Annotated in this window: 22 protein-coding genes and 1 pseudogene; 20 read left to right on the top strand and 3 right to left on the bottom strand. The window is 26.8% G+C overall.

Annotation, left to right across the window (positions count from 1 at the left end):
- Positions 1 to 122: 122 nt before the first annotated feature.
- From efp to ACOBME_RS09760, 12 genes are all read left to right on the top strand, one after another.
- Entirely contained in the window at positions 123 to 680 is a 558-nt protein-coding gene (efp, locus tag ACOBME_RS09705) for an elongation factor P (protein ID WP_338965961.1), read from the top strand.
- Positions 681 to 711: 31 nt separating this feature from the next.
- Positions 712 to 1,017 carry an MMB_0454 family protein gene (locus tag ACOBME_RS09710; RefSeq protein WP_338965963.1) on the top strand — a complete coding sequence of 102 codons (306 nt, stop codon included), beginning with the start codon at positions 712 to 714 and terminating at the stop codon, positions 1,015 to 1,017.
- 300 nt (positions 1,018 to 1,317) lie between these two features.
- Complete coding sequence (locus ACOBME_RS09715) at positions 1,318 to 1,509, top strand: hypothetical protein (protein ID WP_338965965.1); 192 nt, start codon at positions 1,318 to 1,320, stop codon at positions 1,507 to 1,509.
- A 147-nt stretch (positions 1,510 to 1,656) separates the two neighbouring features.
- The gene (locus tag ACOBME_RS09720; protein WP_419335089.1) at positions 1,657 to 3,039 is read left to right on the top strand and encodes an amino acid permease; all 1,383 of its coding nucleotides are present in this window, start codon (positions 1,657 to 1,659) and stop codon (positions 3,037 to 3,039) included.
- Positions 3,040 to 3,276: 237 nt separating this feature from the next.
- A complete protein-coding gene (gene udk, locus ACOBME_RS09725) occupies positions 3,277 to 3,834 on the top strand; it encodes a uridine kinase (RefSeq protein ID WP_419335091.1) in 558 nt (185 codons plus the stop codon).
- Between the two features lie 74 nt (positions 3,835 to 3,908).
- Positions 3,909 to 4,871, top strand: a complete 963-nt coding sequence (locus ACOBME_RS09730; RefSeq protein ID WP_338963247.1) for an IS1/IS1595 family N-terminal zinc-binding domain-containing protein — start codon at positions 3,909 to 3,911, stop codon at positions 4,869 to 4,871.
- Positions 4,872 to 5,070: 199 nt separating this feature from the next.
- Positions 5,071 to 5,541: a transcription elongation factor GreA gene (greA, locus tag ACOBME_RS09735; RefSeq protein ID WP_040093552.1), complete on the top strand. Its 471-nt coding sequence runs from the start codon at positions 5,071 to 5,073 to the stop codon at positions 5,539 to 5,541.
- 86 nt (positions 5,542 to 5,627) lie between these two features.
- Positions 5,628 to 5,894: a bacteriocin leader domain-containing protein gene (locus ACOBME_RS09740; RefSeq protein WP_338966003.1), complete on the top strand. Its 267-nt coding sequence runs from the start codon at positions 5,628 to 5,630 to the stop codon at positions 5,892 to 5,894.
- A 6-nt stretch (positions 5,895 to 5,900) separates the two neighbouring features.
- Positions 5,901 to 6,125 (top strand): hypothetical protein, encoded by a 225-nt coding sequence (locus tag ACOBME_RS09745; RefSeq protein ID WP_338966006.1) that lies wholly within the window; start codon positions 5,901 to 5,903, stop codon positions 6,123 to 6,125.
- Between the two features lie 265 nt (positions 6,126 to 6,390).
- Complete coding sequence (gene fib / locus ACOBME_RS09750) at positions 6,391 to 7,929, top strand: cytoskeletal motor fibril protein Fib (protein WP_338966008.1); 1,539 nt, start codon at positions 6,391 to 6,393, stop codon at positions 7,927 to 7,929.
- Between the two features lie 106 nt (positions 7,930 to 8,035).
- Entirely contained in the window at positions 8,036 to 8,647 is a 612-nt protein-coding gene (locus ACOBME_RS09755; protein WP_338966010.1) for a YitT family protein, read from the top strand.
- Positions 8,617 to 8,805 (top strand): YitT family protein, encoded by a 189-nt coding sequence (locus tag ACOBME_RS09760; protein WP_338966012.1) that lies wholly within the window; start codon positions 8,617 to 8,619, stop codon positions 8,803 to 8,805. The genes ACOBME_RS09755 and ACOBME_RS09760 overlap by 31 nt, the downstream gene beginning before the upstream one ends.
- Before the next feature lie 159 nt (positions 8,806 to 8,964).
- Here the strand turns inward: ACOBME_RS09760 and ACOBME_RS09765 are convergent.
- Positions 8,965 to 9,950, bottom strand: a pseudogene (locus ACOBME_RS09765) (IS30 family transposase).
- Between the two features lie 313 nt (positions 9,951 to 10,263).
- Here ACOBME_RS09765 and ACOBME_RS09770 point away from each other — a divergent pair.
- The 7 genes from ACOBME_RS09770 (at position 10,264) to ACOBME_RS09800 (ending at position 17,010) form a co-directional block, all read left to right on the top strand.
- Entirely contained in the window at positions 10,264 to 10,662 is a 399-nt protein-coding gene (locus ACOBME_RS09770) for a hypothetical protein (protein ID WP_419335095.1), read from the top strand.
- Positions 10,655 to 12,115 carry a PBSX family phage terminase large subunit gene (locus ACOBME_RS09775; protein WP_419334685.1) on the top strand — a complete coding sequence of 487 codons (1,461 nt, stop codon included), beginning with the start codon at positions 10,655 to 10,657 and terminating at the stop codon, positions 12,113 to 12,115. Before ACOBME_RS09770 ends, ACOBME_RS09775 begins: the two co-directional genes overlap by 8 nt.
- Positions 12,115 to 12,393, top strand: a complete 279-nt coding sequence (locus ACOBME_RS09780; protein WP_338963373.1) for a hypothetical protein — start codon at positions 12,115 to 12,117, stop codon at positions 12,391 to 12,393. Before ACOBME_RS09775 ends, ACOBME_RS09780 begins: the two co-directional genes overlap by 1 nt.
- The gene (locus ACOBME_RS09785; protein ID WP_419335097.1) at positions 12,386 to 13,213 is read left to right on the top strand and encodes a hypothetical protein; all 828 of its coding nucleotides are present in this window, start codon (positions 12,386 to 12,388) and stop codon (positions 13,211 to 13,213) included. Before ACOBME_RS09780 ends, ACOBME_RS09785 begins: the two co-directional genes overlap by 8 nt.
- A 225-nt stretch (positions 13,214 to 13,438) precedes the next feature.
- Positions 13,439 to 13,777, top strand: coding sequence for a hypothetical protein (locus ACOBME_RS09790; protein WP_419335099.1), 339 nt, complete (start codon positions 13,439 to 13,441; stop codon positions 13,775 to 13,777).
- Between the two features lie 3 nt (positions 13,778 to 13,780).
- On the top strand, positions 13,781 to 14,032 hold the full coding sequence (locus tag ACOBME_RS09795; RefSeq protein WP_419335101.1) for a hypothetical protein: 252 nt from the start codon (positions 13,781 to 13,783) through the stop codon (positions 14,030 to 14,032).
- On the top strand, positions 13,996 to 17,010 hold the full coding sequence (locus ACOBME_RS09800; protein WP_419335103.1) for a hypothetical protein: 3,015 nt from the start codon (positions 13,996 to 13,998) through the stop codon (positions 17,008 to 17,010). Before ACOBME_RS09795 ends, ACOBME_RS09800 begins: the two co-directional genes overlap by 37 nt.
- Before the next feature lie 105 nt (positions 17,011 to 17,115).
- Here ACOBME_RS09800 and ACOBME_RS09805 read toward each other — a convergent pair whose 3' ends face one another.
- Positions 17,116 to 17,667 carry a lipoprotein gene (locus ACOBME_RS09805; RefSeq protein ID WP_419335104.1) on the bottom strand — a complete coding sequence of 184 codons (552 nt, stop codon included), beginning with the start codon at positions 17,665 to 17,667 and terminating at the stop codon, positions 17,116 to 17,118.
- 83 nt (positions 17,668 to 17,750) lie between these two features.
- Positions 17,751 to 18,179 (bottom strand): hypothetical protein, encoded by a 429-nt coding sequence (locus ACOBME_RS09810; protein ID WP_419335106.1) that lies wholly within the window; start codon positions 18,177 to 18,179, stop codon positions 17,751 to 17,753.
- A gap of 300 nt (positions 18,180 to 18,479) precedes the next feature.
- Here ACOBME_RS09810 and ACOBME_RS09815 point away from each other — a divergent pair, with 300 nt between their 5' ends.
- Positions 18,480 to 18,650: a hypothetical protein gene (locus tag ACOBME_RS09815; protein ID WP_419335108.1), complete on the top strand. Its 171-nt coding sequence runs from the start codon at positions 18,480 to 18,482 to the stop codon at positions 18,648 to 18,650.
- Positions 18,651 to 18,716 lie beyond the last annotated feature (66 nt).

Below are 18,716 nucleotides of genomic sequence, written 5' to 3' on the forward strand. Positions count from 1 at the left end.
TTTTTTAAAACATTAAGAGGCAAAAAAGCGCAAAAAATTTAACAATTTTTCTTTGTGTCTTTATTTATTATTAAAATTAGGTTATAATCATAAAAAAGATAAGATAGAAAAGGAAGAAGAAAATGATTAGTGTAAATGATTTCCGTCCGGGATTAACATTTCAATATGAAGGTAATATTTATGCTGTAGTTGAAGCACAACACTCAAAGTCGGGGCGGGGGCAAGCTCACGTTAAGGCAAAAGTAAAAAATCTTCGTAGCAACGCGACAACATCAATTACTTTTACTGGCGGTGATAAAGTTGAAAAAGCAATGATTGATAAGGTTGAAATGCAATATTTATATGATGATGGAGCGAATGTTATTTTTATGGATACCCAAAGTTATGAACAATTAGAAGTTCCGTCAAGTAGATTAACATGAGAAAAAAACTTTTTTAAAGAAGGAGTAATGGCTTCGGTAACAAAATATGAAGGTGAAGTTTTGGGTATCATTTTACCAGATAAAGTTGATTTAACAATTACCACAGCGGAAGCGGCTGTTAAAGGTGATACTAGTTCTGGCGCGATGAAAAAGGCAGTTTTAGAAACTGGGTTAGAAGTACAAGTACCATTATTTATTAAAGAAGGGGAATTAATTACGGTCTCAACAAGTGATGGTAAATATTCTAGCCGTGCATAAAAAATAAAATAAATGTAAGGGGTGATCGAAAATGGCTAATAATTTTACTGAGTTAACAATCGATAGTAATCACCGTGGTAGTATTATTGTGAGTTTATTAACAATTAAAAAAATTATTTTATATTCAATTCGTGATATTACTCACCAATATTTTATTGATAAAATTGAATGCCGTATGATTGATAATTCAATTTTACATATTTATATTAGTGGAAAGATCTTACGTGAAGAAGAATTAACTGAGTTAACAGAAGAAATTAATGAAGCAATCACGAAGGAACTAAGTTACCCATTACAAATTAAACTAAAAAATATTAGTATTGCTTATCGTCATTAACCTAAAGTAATTAATGATGGAATGCTGAATAAAAAAAATAACAAATTAACAAAATAATAGCATTATTTATGAAAATCTTTGGATTTTCTTTTTTATTGGTAAAACAATCTTTTCACAGGAACCTAAAAGGTCTAGTTTTTTTCTTTTTCGTGCTTGCTTTTTCACCTCAGATTTTTATAATTATAGATAAATTATTTAGAAAAAATTTAAATAATTTGAATGTTATAATTTAATTTTTATGTAAATATCATCAATTAAATATTAACACTGTTTTTTAACTAGGAAGGAAAAAACTATTTTATGCTTAAAAAAGAACAGAACAAAAAATTTAGTTTGGCGGATTTTGTTTGATTAGGCTTTAATTATATTGTTGGAATTAGTTTTATCGGTAATTTTGCTATTTTAGCAAATATTTCAGAACCTAACTCAATTGGAATTCATACTATGTGGTTATTTGCAGTGGAAGGACTAATTGCTGGAATATGTGCATAAGCATTTGCTAAAATGGCACGAGTTCACCATTCAAACAATAATGGAGCTTCATATATTTATGTGCGAACAACTTTCGGAAAGTTTTGAGGAATTTTTGTTGCTTTTATGCAATATGTCTAATTACCATTCTTAATTACGATTCAAGTAATGATGTTAATTCGTGGTTCATTTGGAGCTGATTGAATCTCACAAGTTAATCCTGATGGAAGCATTACCGTTCCGTGGTATGCTGCTGATTGAGGCTCATTTGGGGATTTATGGTTAGATTTTATTGGAATTGCCATTTATATGTCAGCTGCAGCAATCATCTTTGGGGGGATTAAATTATATAAAAAATTAGCAAATGGAACAGGAATTATTAAATGAGTTACCGCTGGTTTTTTAATTCTTGCCGGGTTAGTTTTAGCGGTTCAACATGGTGGGGAAAATTTAAGTTATTGGGGGCACAATACTAAATTTTCATTACCAGGATTTATTAAAGCTTTTAACTCTTGCTTTTTCTTCTTTGCTGGTTTTGAAGTATTCTCAACCGCGGGGAGAAATATTAGTAATCCAGAAAAAAATATTGGCCGTGGAATTATTTTAATTATGTTAATTAGTACCATTTTCTATATTGTTATTTCAATTATTTTCTTTGCAGCTTTTAATCACTTTGTTCAAAATATGAACATAGGGACATGGAGTTTAGCGTTTAACAATAAACTTATTTTATATGGTGGTCCGATTATTATGATTATTAGTGCGTTGTCCTTAAAGGTTAATGTTGCAATGCAAAATGCGCTGTATGGTGGAACTTCGTTACAACCATTATCAACTGAAGGATATTTACCTGATCGTTTACGAAAACTAAACAAAGATGGTTTACCAGCGCGTGCTTCGATTTTAAACTTGGTAATTACTAGTTTAATGATTTTTATTTGATTAGCAATTCCCGATATTATTAAAGGAGTTGGTTTAACAAAAGAATTTTGGTTTATGGCAACTCCAGCGCAAGCAATGACATATCAACAACCGTTTGATATTTCATCTTTAACAGAAGCGTCATCAGCAATTACAATTTTTATTTATGCGATGGTCATTGCCGTTACATTAAAACTAGGGTATCAACGTAAAATTAAAATGCGGTTATGAGAACATATTGCCTTTCCAATTGTATTTATTATTTTATGCTTTGTTTTTGTGTGACATTATTATAGTTTAATTGATAATATTGTTTCAACAACAGGAACTAAACATCAAAGTGCAATTATTGGAACAGCAATTGAATTAGCCTTTGTTGGATTCTCAGTTAGTTTTGCTACAATTTGATATTTTACTTATTATCGTCAAAAATATTTACGTCTGATGAAAGAACGCCCCGAATTACAAGCAAAATTAGATGCTGAATTTGAAATAACAGATGATTGAAAATACGTTTCATTAGAAATTCGTAACGAAATCAAGTATTATTTAAAACGGAATCAAGCGTTATATCGGGATCAAACGAATGCTAACTATCATATGATGCTAAGCATATGCTTAGTGAATTAGACCTTGTTTTTGACAAATATAAGCAACTTGAAGTTGATGAAGACGCCGAAGAACATGATTAATAAAACAATTTAACAACAGTTAAGTTGTTTTTCTTTGTGATATACTAACATTAGAGCACCAGTGGAGGGTTTACATAATTAAGTTAAAAAAGGAAAATAACGTTCAGTTAGTAACAATTGCCGGAGGCACACAGCAAGTGGGAAGACGACAGTTGCAACTAAAATTGCAAAAATCTTGCAAGGTAAAAAAATTGTTTACTTAAAAATGGATCATTACTATAAAAAGTTAGATCATTTAACATTAGCAGAACGCAAGCAAATTAACTTTGATCATCCTAATGCGCTTGATTTAGACTTATTAGTAGAACATTTGACATTATTAAAACAAGGCCAAGCAATTGAAACTCCAATTTATGATTTTACGGTTTATAATCGGTCAGAAACAACAAATCACGTTATGGCTGGTGATTTTATTATTTTAGATGGGATTTTAGGGTTGGCATTAGAAGAAATTCGCCAATTATCAGATATTAAGATTTTTATTAAAACCGAAGATGACATTCGTTTTATTCGCCGCTTAAACCGCGATTTAAATGAACGAGGGCGAACAATTGATAGTATTGTTAGTCAATACTTAACGACGGTTAAACCAATGTATGAATATTTTGTTGAACCAAGTATTAAGTATGCTGATATTATTGTCCCATATTATGAAGGCAACGAAATTGCAATTGATATGATTGCCACTAAAATTAAAACGCTATTAACAGAGCAAGGCAATAAAAACCTTTAATTTTGTCGAAAACTCTTGATATTTATAAAATATACCTAAAATTAGGTATATTTTTAATATATAGAGGTAAATAAATGATGAAAAAAATAATTACAGAATTAATAAATAGCTTAACAGATGATCAATTTTTAGAATTTTATGAAAAAATAAAACAACAAGCAGACTTAATTAAAAAACAAAAACGTTTAAATGAAATTGATCAAAAATTTAGAGATAAAGGCATTATATGTCCTAATTGCAAATCTTTTCATTGTGTTAAAAATGGTCATAATTCCGAAGGAAAACAAAAATATTTATGTAAAAAATGTCGTGCTAGTTTTGATGCATTTCGTCATCATTTTACTTATTGAAGTCATTTAAATTATGAACAGTGAAATTTATTAATTCAAATTTCATTGTTAGGACAATCTAGTAAAATAATTTCTCGTTTTATTAAAACAACCCCAAAAACCGCTTGATATAATCGACAAAAATTAATGCAATCAAAACAATTAGAAAATACACAGTTAAAATTTAAAAAATTAAATGGTCAAATCCAAATGGATGAAACATTTATTAAAGAAATTCATAAAGGCAATTTTAAAGATAAATTTGATAAACGAAAAACTCATCTCGATCCATTTTCAACTGATACCAAATGCTGTATTCAAATGGCAGTTGATAGCAATAATAATATTTTTGTTCAATCCACCAATACCAAAAGATTACAAAAACAATGGATTATTGAAAATATGAATAAGCAACTAATTAAAGAAAAATCAATAATTATTTCTGATATGCAACCACTATATTTATTAGTAGCAAAACAAACAAATTCTACTCTATATTCCACCAAAACTAGTACAAACCCTGATACTAGTTATCAAAAGTTAAATAAGATTAGTAAATTACAATCCAGTCTTAAAGAAGCCTTAATTCATTATCATGGTTTGGGTTTCACTAATATTCAAAATTATTTAAAGCTCTGAAAATGAAAATACCAACACAAAGGTTTAACACCAAACCAACAATCAACGGTATTATATTTTAACGTTTAAAAAATTTAAAGCAAAATCATAATCTTACACAAAATTAGTTTTCAAATTGTCATATTGATGATTTTTTTTATTTCATCAAGAGTTTTCGACAAAATTAAAGATAAAAACTAAAAAAAGTTAAAAAAATATTAACTATCTTATTTTTTAAGGTATAATAATCATTGTTGTAATTAAAAATGGAGAGGAACGGGAATATTAAATGAATGAAGAAATTTTATTGACCAAAGAGGGAATTAAGGATTTACAAGAGGAATTAGATAATTTAATTAACGTCATTCGACCAGAAGTTATTGAAGAATTAAAAGAAGCCCGTGCACAAGGGGACTTATCAGAAAACGCGGATTATGATGCGGCACGAAATCGCCAAGCGGAAGTTGAAGGTCGCATTAAAGAAATTGAATCGTTGTTAACAAAAGCAAAAGAAATTAAAGAAGTAAAATCAAAAACGGGAATTATTAAATTAGGAAGTAAAGTTACTTTTACTAATTTATTAATTAACAAAAATTTTGAAATTAAAATTGTGGGGGCTGTTGAAGCAAATCCCTTTGAAAATACGATTTCAAATGAATCTCCAATTGCTAAAGCTATTATTGGCCAAAAAATGGGCGATTTAGTTGAAATTAAAGGAATTCAAGTTCCATATAAAGTTAAAATTGTAAGTGTTGAATAAATAATAGAAAGTGATTAAATAATTACTTTTTTTTCAAGGAATTTATAAAAGAAAAGGTTAAATAATTAACAAGGGGGAAAAATAAAGTGACAAAATTAACAATAGAACAAACAAAGCAACTATCTGGGGGAAAAATGTCGGGGGCTTTTTTAACTGGGATTGCTGCTATTATTAATGCTTGTAGTAACTCATTAACAAATTTAATTTCAACTGGTTTTTCAACTTATTTCGCAACGCAACAAATGAATCGCACCGAAGGTGGTTATAAAACAACAAATGGGGCACATTTAACTTGATCAGATAAACATAGTAATTTAAATCATGCTAATTATTCCCAAATTTTATTTGTTTAACTGAAAATGAAATTATTAACAATAAAAGAACAAAAGGAAATTACGGGTGGGGCGGCTTGATTTATTGGTGCATTTGCTTTAACTAGTTTTTTTGATATTGTTAAAATTAGTTTAGATAGTTATCAAATTGCGCATCATTCAAGACAAACAAATCAAAACAAAATAACAAAGCCAAATGAGCAAACAACAGGGGAAAATTCATCACAAGAATATGCAATTCTCTATGTTTAATGTTAAACATTAAATAAAAATAATTGTGTTTTTAATAATAATTATAGAAAATAATTTTTATTTATTTTAAAAATAAAAAACAAAATAATTTTTATTATTTCAATAATTTTTAACATTTTAACATTATCCATTGATAATTTATTAAAAATACGATACAATAATTTTAGTTGTATTTTGCATATAATCAAATATTAGTTATAGTAAGATGCACTAAAAATAATCAATTTTGGAAATTAATTATTAAGAAAATAGGGGTGGAAAATAAATGATCGGTGTTATTTCAACGGCATATTTTACAATGAAAGATAAGCACAATATCAAAACAGTAAAAAAATATTGATGAAAAAACTGTGTTATCCAACATGTTAAGTACCATGGAAAAACTTTCATTATTGCAACAGTAGGTTATGGTAAAGCAAATGCAGCAATGGCTATTACTTACTTATTAGAAAAATATCCTGGTTTACAAACAATCTTGAACATAGATTTAGCCTTGTCAACAAATGACAAACATGACACAGGAGATACAACAATTTCAACAAAATTTATTTATCGTGATGCAGACTTAACAGTTTTCAAAGATATTAAATATGGACAAATTGTTAATGAACCTGAGTCATTCCAATTCGATGGTGAATTTGTGAAAGTTGTTAAAGACTTTAAATTAGGATTGACTGAAGGAGTTACTGGAACAGCAGATATGTTGATTTATAACTCAAAACAATTTAAAGAGATGGTTGACAAATATGGTCACACAATTGATGTTATTGATACTGAAGCTGGTGCAATTGCCCAAGTTGCTAAAAAATCAAGCATTAATTATATTGCTTTAAAAATTATTTACAATAATGCATTATCACCATGAGATAATGATCCAATTCATAAATTTAAAATGTATGAAACAGTAAATACTTTAAAATACTTATTAAGAAGATTATTTAACTTATTAAGTTCAAATTATATTATTGATTTATCACAATCATCACAAGATGATTTAGATTCAATCAATGAATTATTTGAAATCAAACATGACCAATGAGTTAAATTATTTAAACCAAATACTCATAAAGTATTATCAGGATTTGGACCTTCATTAATGTTAGTTGATAAACAAGAAAGAACGCCTGTTGCCTTAGATATCATTCAAGTAATGAGATCAAAAACAAAGGAAAACGAGGGACCAAGTAAAGTAATCTTAGGAGAAGATGAATGAAAAAATGCTCCTAAAAAATGATTACGTAAATTATTATTCTTAGAACAAGTTCGTGTTAATGATGATGAATTATTATGAAATAAATCAGCAAAATATGATTTAAATAATGAAAAATTATATAAAATTGAAACAGTTGCTAATGAAATTGCAGCAGCAATTGCTGAAAAATGTCAAGACAAATCATCATACACATATAATGGTGCAACAGTACCAGAAAAATACTTATTAGTAAATGTTGATGCTAGAATTTCATTTTACATCACACACAACCAATCACATGAATTTGTTGAAGATAAAAACTTTGGTGCACAATTAGTAAGCAATGAATTTATTAAGTATTTAAATGAAGCATTAAAAGATGTTGACTCACCATATCAACAAATTGTTGTTTATATGACAATCCCAGCTTTAGACTATCGTAAAATCCCAGTTTTTATTCCTTCAAATAAAGGAGCAAACAGAGGGGTTAAATTTGGAAACTTAAACCAAAAATTACAAAAAGATTATACAGTTGTGGATATTACAAGAAACGATTATGACCCAATTAAAGTTGGATCATTCAAAGTTACAATTCGTTTAAAAAGTGAATAATTATTAATTTTATTATAAAAACAACCCAAGGGTTGTTTTTATTTTGTAAGATAGTGTTATACTTATTTGTAATTAAGGTTTAAGAAAGGGCAAGGAAATCTAAAGTATGACATATGATGAAGAAACACACGTAGCACAAAATAATAATGCCTCGGGAGTTTGCGCAGAGGATGTTGAAAGTAAAACAATTGATGCTTATAAAGAAGGGCATCGGAAAACAAGAAGTTGTGAACGAATTTCTCGCAAAGAATTTAATTTACGATTTAAGAGTTATTTTAAATCACGATTATTTCGTGATTATGGGTATATTACTTTTGCGGCATTTCTAGCAATGGTTAGTTATGATTACTTTATTGCCGCAACAACAAGTTACGGAATTATGCCGAGTGGAATTGGAGCGATTGCAAGGGGAGTTGCGGTTGCAATTTGACCACACCAAGATCAACTGGCATTTCAAACAAGTATGTATTGAGTTTTTTTCTTTATTCTTAATTTACCACTATTTATTTTTTGTGTAATTAAAGTTGGGATTCGGTTTTCAGTTCGGACAATTGTTTATATTGCATTACAAAATGGTTTCCACTTTGCCTTTGCTTATATTCCACTTATTAATCCCCAAGAACTATTTTTTATTACTAACTATAATAGTTTAAATGTTTTTAGTAATTATGGTGGAATGTATCAAATTTGATTATTTGTCTTTGCGGCGGGGCGGTAGCAGGAATTTTAAACGGAATCGCTTATGGATTAGTTTATAAGGGTGGTGCTTCGACGGCTGGAACTGACTTTGTTTTAGCTTATTATTCGGTTAAAAAGAAAACATCAATTGCTAATTATAATCGAATTGTTAATTATATTATTTTAGGCATCGTGTAAATTCAAGCAGCAAATTCTGTCTCTTGTTAGATTGATAATAACACTCTTTTTAAGAAATGCAACTATTTTTTTCAAAAAAATAAAATATTTGTAAATTTGCCCTATTTTTAGCATATTTAAACACACTGAAAAATAATTTATTAAATTTTTCAAATAAACTTATTTAAAATTCTCTGAAAATACTTCTTTGGAAGTTTTTCAATTTAGAACAGGCCTTAATTTTTCATTTATAACATCATTGACTACTCAATCTATTTCTTGTTGAGCGACATTATTAAAATCAGTTCCCTTAGGATATCATTCTCTAAGTTCAGAATTCATATATTCAATTAATGGCTTTTGTTGTGGTTTACCGGGGTCGCAAAAATAAATATTAGAACCAGTAATCTTTTCCATTTCTTCAAACTTACTAAATTCTTTTCCTCTATCTGTTATTATTCCTTTAATTTTTCCAACTAAACCATTAATTCTAACTATATGTTCAAGTTTTTCTAAAACTTCACTTGAATTATTTTTTTCTAATTTCATTGCAAAATAATTTTTACTATTTTGTTCAACTAATACTAAAACAGCAGATTGATGCTCTTTTCCAACTACCGTATCCATTTCAAATCAACCAACATTAGATTGTTTATTTTCAATATCTCATATTGACTTAAATTTATCATCTAATTTTCCACGATTTTCAGTTTTTCCTTTTCTTTTGTATTTTTTACCATGATGGCGTAAATTTTGTTTATTTAATCCTAATAAATTTAACTTAATTCATTTATATAAAGTTTTTTTACATGCTGGAAATTTAACACCAAACTTTTTTTAAATTTTCTAATAATTTGTGATGGTGTATCATGATATTTATTAAATCTTACATTTAATCATTCTTTTTGTTCTTCTGTAAATTCAGGTAGTTTTTTAATAGATTTTTTTCGTTTTTTATAATAATCATCATGTGCTTTACGAGCATCATAATCTTCTATATTTTTAAATCTATTAATTTCTCTTTTAACAGTATTAACTGCACGACCCGTTTGCCTTGATATTTCAGATAAATTAAGTGTGCCATTTTTCTTTTTACAACTATCAGATAAAAATAAATCCTTAAAAAATCTTCGTTCATCAAATTTTACATGTATATAATCTTGCATTTTTTTCTGTCTCCAATCTTTTAATTTAATTTATAACATTAAATTAAAAAATTAAAATTATTATATTGACAAATATTTTTATAGGAATATAATATACACAATAAACAGTAGTTGAATTCTGTCTCTTAAAAACTGTTTATATTAAAAAATAAAAAGTAAAGTAATTTGCTTTTTTTTATTTTGATGTAAAATATAGATAATAAAAAAAGAGCCGAGTTGGTTCTTTTGTTACATTTTTATAGTATTGTTTACTCTTTTATTTAATCATATTGTTTAAATAATAGCAATTTTAATATGCAAAAAGGAGTAAAAAATGAAAGAATTTAATCCAAAAACAGCAAGTTTAAGCACAATTAAGCGTAAAATAGAAGAATTTTGAGCCGATAAGAAACCCAATATTCCCTATACTTTGAATGATTTAACCAATAAATTCAACCTTTCTCGCAAGTGAAGATATGATACTTATGCGAGCGAAAAGATAGTTCCTTTAATTGAAAGACAAATTAATAGGATTGAAAGTGAAATAATTGAATATATGATGCGTTCACCTGATGGTGCTAAATTATATTGACAACGAGCATTTAATTATAAATATTCACTGCAAGAAAAACAGTTAGAACAAGAATTAAACTTAAATAATCAACAACCAATAATAGTTAATTTACAAACTGATATTAGAGATATTAAGAAAGAAAATGATAATAATGCTTAACCATTTTACTTATTTGTTAGAAACTCCTTATTGGTTATTACAAAATAGTAGTATTGGTAATAAATATCCATTTGCTAAGAAATATGAGTTAGTTAATGAAATTAATCAAATTGGAACACGATATAGTGGTAAGACTATTTCAAATATTAAAATGTTTGGTGAATTATTAAAAATTAGTTTATTAATTAAAGAACCAATTTGTATCATTGCTAGTATGTATTGAAGTAAAGATTTAAAAGATAGTGTATTTCAAAATATATGAAATATGTTAGATGAAAATCATATTCCTTATACTATTAATTTATCAAATTTTACTTTTACTTTATCAAATGGTAGCAAAATATATTGTAAAGGTTTACATTCACCAAGTCGGAAAGAAAAATTAAAAGCCTTTGCTGATTTGAATAAATATAAATTAGTAATTGATTGAAGAGAAGAATGTGATCAATTTCAACAAAAAGATTTAAGTGATTTAGAGTTTGCTATTCGTGGTTATCAAAATAAAATAACAATTAATACATGTAATCCTGAAAGTTTAAAACGATATATTGTTGGTTATTGTAATGAATTAATGCCTTTTGATGAAGAAATAATGCGTAGTAAATATGAGCAAATTAAGTATATTGAAAAATGAAATATGAAAATTATTATTCATTATTCTAGTTGAAGATTAAATTATGAATTACCACAAGATAAAGTTAATGAGCAATTAAGATTAGAACAATTAGATATTGAAAGAGCAAGAGTTTGGAGTTGAGGTTTACCAGGTAATACTAGTGGTTCAATCTTTGCAAGATATCTTGATATTATGCAAGCAACAGATATTATTCAACCAACTAAGTTATTAGGTGGTGTTGACTTAGCAAACTCTACTAGTCCTAAGGGACATACAACAGCAGCGAGTTTTTGAATATATAATTCATTTGATAAAAAAGCCTATAAAGTTGCTGAATACACACACTCAAATGCTACTCAACAATTTAAAGGACCATTAGAACAAGTAAAAGATATATTGGAGTTTTATAATAATCAATTAAATCAATATTTTAATTTAATACAACAAGGTATATCAATTAATGTTGATGATAGTGCTTATGCAACATTAGAAAGTTTAAACCGAGAGAAATACAATTATACTTTTGGTCAATACATGCATTTTAAACCAGCGCAAAAGCAGAAATTTAAAATAAAGCATCGTGTAGAAGCATTTACAATGTTAATTAATACTAATCAATTAAAATGATTATGAGAAAAATGTCCTGTAAGTAAAACACAATATGAATTAATTCAATGAGAAGATAAACCAGATGCTAGAGAAGAGAGAATGTTAGATTTATATGATGATACATTTGATAGTGATTTTTATGCTTTACACTTTGAATTAGTTAATATGGTTAAACATAATAGTTCAGCAGATTATAAATTATGACAACAAAGGGAGTGAATAACTTAATGAAAAAAGATATTTATGTAATACACGATGAAAGAGTAATTAATGCAAAAAGACCATATATGTCTGTTTGTGGACAAGTTAAAAAAAGACTTTGTCAAGAATTAAAAAAAGATAATATCGCAATATGTAAATTAAATTTATATAACGAATATATTAAGAAATATCAAAAAGTTAAAGTATGTGTACAAGTTTTAGCAAATGAACCTAGTTTATTAACAGTAAATATTATTAATTATGCACTTATTTTAAAATTAAAGGAGCAAAATAACAATGAATAATACTTTTCCTAGTTTACCAAACTTAAATGATATTAATAGTGTTTTAAAATTTTATAATTATGATTGAACTATTAATTTAGCCAATATTATTGCTCGTCATCAAATGCGATTAATAAATGGTAAAGATATTTTATTTAAATCTCATCGTAAAGACATTTTAGAAAAATTAAACTGATGATATGAAACTTATAAAATAAAAGAAAAATTAGATAAAAATGAATTAACAGCAAGTTTAATGGGTAAAACTATCTTTGGTTTATTAGAGACTAATGACGGCAATATTGATTTATGAATTAACCCTTTTAACTTTACATCACGTGTAAGTAAAATAAACGAAATTGAACAAGGTGCTGATATTTGATTAAATTATCATCAATCAGATAGTGGTTTTATTTTAAATTTAATTTGTACCAAAGATAAAATAGTTATTAAAGGTTGACCTAAAAATAATGAAGTAGTTGTTGGACAAAGTAAAACACAAATTAAAGATGGTGTTAGACCTGTTTTAGTACAAGAATTTAAAAACAAATTAGGTATTGTCCCTTTTTGAGAAATGATTAATGAACCTAATCCATTATTTTTATCAACTTCAACAACATTAAACCCATGGCCTACTATGGCAAATTGTTATAAATTACAATTTGATTTAGAAGATAGTTTTAATATTAAATCAAAAGAAAGATGAGCAAATCGTACTCATTGATATGGAATATTAGATGATGATTTAATGACTGCTTATAACAAAGGTAATAAAAAAGTATTACAAGATGCTTTTGATGATATTTTTATTCAATCAGGTCAATCAGCAGTAGATGGTTAATTATCCCAATCTTTACAAGTAGTACAAGGTACACCAACCTTAGAAACATATACCGAAGACCAAAAAGCTATTATTGAACAAGTATACTTAGCATGTCATTTTTCTAGTCCTTTTGGTGATAAATCAGATAATGACCAAAATAAAACACAGTCATTATTAACTAAAACAAAAGACTTAGAAAAACAAGCATATTTACAAGCATATCGTAAGCAATACTATACTAAAATGTTTGATACTGTTTTAAAATATTATGGTTTATGAGATGGTGTTGGTGAACGAGAATATGGTTTTGATTTTGTTAGTGCTAGTTTAGTTGACCAAATGCGACAAAATGAACTAATTACTGCTAGATTAGATAATGGCACAATGGAACCAATAAGAGCAATTACTGAATATGATAATATTGATGAATTAGAAGCAACCAAATATTTTGAAAAAGTAGAAGCATGACAAGACAAAATGCAAGCCAAAGAAATAAAACATAATAATAAATTACTAGAATATGATGAAACTGGTAATAATCAAAATGCAGTACAAGGTAGAACGGAAATTAAGGAGAATTAACAAATGAGTAGAATTAACCCAGGTGTTATGGAAGAATTAAGAAGACAGGCCCATGATACTTTAATAGATATTAGAGAAAATATACGAGATAATAGACATTGAATGGTATTTCCTTTTAATGTTTATAGAGCTCATATATACCTGATACTGAAACAGGTTGAAAACCTAATAATGCCAAACCAAGTGATTATGGTAGTTATTCACGCATATTTGATAATATGGAAAGTACTATTGCTCAATGACAAAATAGTTTAAAAATAGTACAAAAATATAAAGGTAAAGAAATTAATATCTTAACTATTGATGATTTTAAAAATCAACCAGTTAACTCAACTATATGAGCCAATAATGAAACACCATTTGCGATAAAATTAAAAGATGAAAATAGTAATATTTATTGAAAATTAATTGATGGTGAAAATATCTATGATATTAATAGACTGGTAAAATACTTAAACCAATATAAATTAAGTTATTTTATGAATAATGATAATAAAGCTGATAATTTTTATACAAAAGAGGTTAAAGTTGGTAAATATTTAGATGCTTATATGATTGATGATAGAAGTTCAATTCAATTTGGTGAAGCTAAATTTGAACAAGTATTTACTCAGCAATCAACAGAAAGACAATATACTTTATTAATTTTAGATGAAGATGCTGAGAAATTAAATATTAATGATTATTATAATTTTTATACCGTATTTAATGACCGTGGTTTAAATATTGGTGGGGGTGGTATTAATTCTGCACCCCAAGATAGACAATGATTATATCCATCAAATGTTATTAATTATTATTCACCATATGATGGTAGTTTTTTATGACAAGAAATTACATTTTCAAGTATTAATGATAAAATTAGTCATAGTGGTTTATCAGTACGACAATTTATTCAAACAAGTGCCCCGGGCGAAGGCTATTGTTTTCCTAAAATAACTTATGATGAAAAACTAAATAAAGGAATTGTTGAATTAGATGAAGTTTTATTAAAAGATCCAGGGGTTAGAGCAATGGCAGTTAAATTTTATGGTAACCCTATCTTTTTTGATATGCCTGTTATTGGCCGACCAATTATTAAAGGTCAATTTAATAAAAAAGTAATGAATTCTCGTGATTTATTAATGTATAACATGTATCCATGTCCACCCGACAAAGTAAATACTTATGCATCACCTGAAGTAAGTTGATATAACATTCAAGGTATTCAACCAACAATGATAACTGTCTATGAAGACTGAAAAAAAGATATGGAAAGTAGGTATGACTTTTGAAAACAGAAAAATAGTGAAGGTATTATTATAACCGACCCCAGTACTACATTGACAACTAATTCTAGGGTTGGTAGAAATATTCATAAAGAAGATAAAGATTCTAAGTTTTATTGGTCTAAAGATTGAAAAATAACACCACCAAGCAAAATAAAAACAAATGGCGGTACATTTGATAACATTATTAGCACCCAAGCATCATCTTATTTTAGAAGAAAAGATGAATTTGGCAATACAGTTGGTCAAGTTCAAATTGAATATAATAAAATGGGTGCATGTAATGTTTGAGATATTTTAAATATGAATAATTTTATTAATCGCCAAATTACAGTATTACCTTTAAATTATACACAAAAATTAGTTTTTAACCCTTTTACGATACCGGGTGGAGTTGGTAAATTCTTAAACTTTATTTCGTTTGGTATTCCGTGAGGTTGAGTCATTAATCAAGATGAAAAATCATGACCCAATTTTCAATGACTTAATGGTTTTATGAGTGCTAATATTTATAGTTTCTATAATGATGCCTTTTGGTCTGAAAAATCAAAAGGTAAAGGTTATTTACCATTTGAAATATTTAGAGAGCAAGGTAATGATAAAGTTGGTGCTATCTTTGGTGCAAATGCTACTAGTTTAGGTTTTACAACTTTATTAACTGATAAAATACAAGGTAACGTTTTAGAAAAAGATGGTAAACCAACTGAACGAATAACTTATTCAACTTATAATTTAAAACAATTAAATCAAAAAACTAACCGAGTTTATTTAATTAATGAACAAACTAAAGCGGTAGATGCTCAAATACCAGTTAGTGATAGTGAAAAAGATAATGATTGTGAATTCTTACAAACACCAGATGGCACAAATTGTAGTTATATAATTGATATGTTTTCAATCCAAGCATTATATAAAGGTAATTTTGAAATTATCTTTTATGCTGATAATCCATATACAAACAATGAAGAAGATTATTTAAGATTATCAGTATGAAGTTTTCGTGGTAAAACAAAAAGCGTATTAAATAATTATTTACGTGATATGACAACTAATTATAAAACTAGTTTTTTACTACCACACGACTATGAAATACCAACATTTAATTACCCACAATATGTTCTCCCACCAGTACCATATAACTACAAACCTTATACCAAAGATATCTGAGATGCTAATGCAAATCAACCATTAAAAACTAAAATTACAGCATCAGCACAGTGTTCTAATACTCTTTCAATAATTAGAGGAAACAATTTTTATAATTTATTTAATAATAATTATTTTAATGGTTATTATGAAACTGAAATTGATTTAAAACAAATTGACCCAACCATTCAAAGTATTGATAAATTTATAAGTTCTTATAAAACAATTGAAATAAGTAACCTTAATAATTTACAAGTTGAATGTGCAGTCCCTAATATAGAAAATTTTATTCCTAATAGAAATATAAATATTATAGGCGGTGTTGATGATTGTAAAAATAATTTTAAAACACTAACTGATGTAAGTTTACGTTCCGCAGGCCTATCACAAAGTGATGGTATTAATTTTGATAATACAATAACTTTATATACTGATAATATAAAAGTAAATGATATTAAAACTTTCGCTACTGCTTATACTAATGATTTAACAAAAGATTTGTATGAAAGTACTTATGAAGCTTATGGTGCTACTTTATTATTTTTATTACAAATAACATCATTATCTAATAAAGTTAATGATAAAATTAAAGAAACATATTTACAAGCATATTATACTAATGATGTAAAATTAAAAATTAGATTTTCAAAAACATTATATTTAGAATTATCACTATCTTATCTTAATTATAGTACTATGAAGTTTTATAAATATTTTGGTAATGACAAAAACATTACAATAGATGTTAGTAATTACGACGTATTAAAAATTAAAAATAATAGTAATAGCCCTGTTAAAATTACATGTAACCCAAGATAAAAATAAAAAATATTTAAAAAAAACTGCACCCCAAAAAGTAAGTAAAGTTAAAAAGGCTTTGTTAAACTTTTAGAGGATATGCAGTTTTTAAATAATCTTTTTTTATTATTCATTAACTTTTACATTATTGTTTTCATCTAAAATTAAATCAGGTTCTTGTGTATCTAAATTTCAACGATAAACTGATTTAAAAACTGTTTCACTATTTGGTTGACTAAATTTTCAAGAAAATGAAGAATTTCATTGAACTGCTATGTCTTTTGGAAATTTTATTTCTTTATTTTTAATTAAACCTCTTGTTTCCATAAGTATAAATAATTTTTCTACACCATGTTCATTAACAATTATTCTTTTTCCATTTTCTTTTGATGTTTTTGTATCATTTTTAAATTTTGTAATTCTTCAATTTTCACTTGAATTACTGTGTCATACTACATAATAATATTTGTTGTCTAATTGAATAAATGGTTTTTCTTTTGATGCTATTCATTCTAAATTGTTTTTAATAGTTTCATCAGTTGTATTTATTTGGTTTTCTTTTTTTAAATGTTTTAATTCTTCGGCTGTATATTCTGCTATACTATCACAAGCTACTAAACTTGTTGTGCTTGTTCCAATTAAAGTGATTGAACCGAAGATACTTAACATTTTTTTCATATTGTATATATTATTCCTTTTTTTGAATTTTGTTAATTTAATTAAAAATGGAAATAAATTGAAATTTACTTCCATAAATATTTTTAAACAACTGACCCTATACCGGCACCAATTCCAGCACCAATAGCACCATTAAAAACTGTTCCAGTAACAACAGTTCCTATTCCCGAAGCAGTGGCTAATCCACCTGCTGATCCAGCGGCTCCAGATATTGCTCCAAAACCAGTAGCGGCTCCTAACCCAGCACCCATAAGAATTGTACCGCCAGTTAAAAAAATAAGTACTCCACCACCAACAATTCCAGCACCAATAATAGCACCTTTAGATGCATTATTTAAATCATCTCAACCTCTTTTATTTCTGTTTAATTTTTCTAAATTATTTGTTTGTTGATAATTAATATCAGTATTTTTGATAGTTTCTTCTTTTTGATAAGGACTAGCGGCAATTGTTGTTGGTACAGCACTTCCACTAATTGTTAATACACTTAATAAACTAAGTAACTTTTTCATACTTGTTTTTCTCCTTTTCTTAATCTTGAAACTTTTTATCAAGATCTACCTGCATTATATATATATATATAATACAAGCAAAAAATGAATTATTTTAAAAATTTTATCTTGAAAAATAATGATTATTAAACATTTAATAAATATTTCTTAAAGTATTGCATTGGTAAAATAATAGTGTAGAATTAAGTTAACGGTTTATCCTTTTAACAAAAAAGTAATTTACGGTTTATGCTTTCCGCCTTAAAAAGACTTATGCTGACTTGTTATTCGAACAAGGATAAAAAAAGAGAGGTTTATCAAATGGCAATTACAAAAGAACAATTAATAGAACAAGGTTTAAGTGAAGAAATAGCAGATAATATTTTAAATGAATTTCATAATGAAACAAAACAAATTATTGAGGGAATACAAAAACGAAAAGATACTATTTCAAAAGAAGAGTATTTAAAAATTGCTAATGAATTAGATTAATTAAAAGCATTTAAAGATGTTCCATCTACTAAAATTGAAGATATTAAAACTAATTTAAATAAAGTT

It is taken from the genome of Spiroplasma endosymbiont of Sarcophaga variegata (assembly GCF_965178695.1).
Lineage (GTDB): Bacteria > Bacillota_I > Bacilli_A > Mycoplasmatales > Mycoplasmataceae > Spiroplasma > Spiroplasma poulsonii.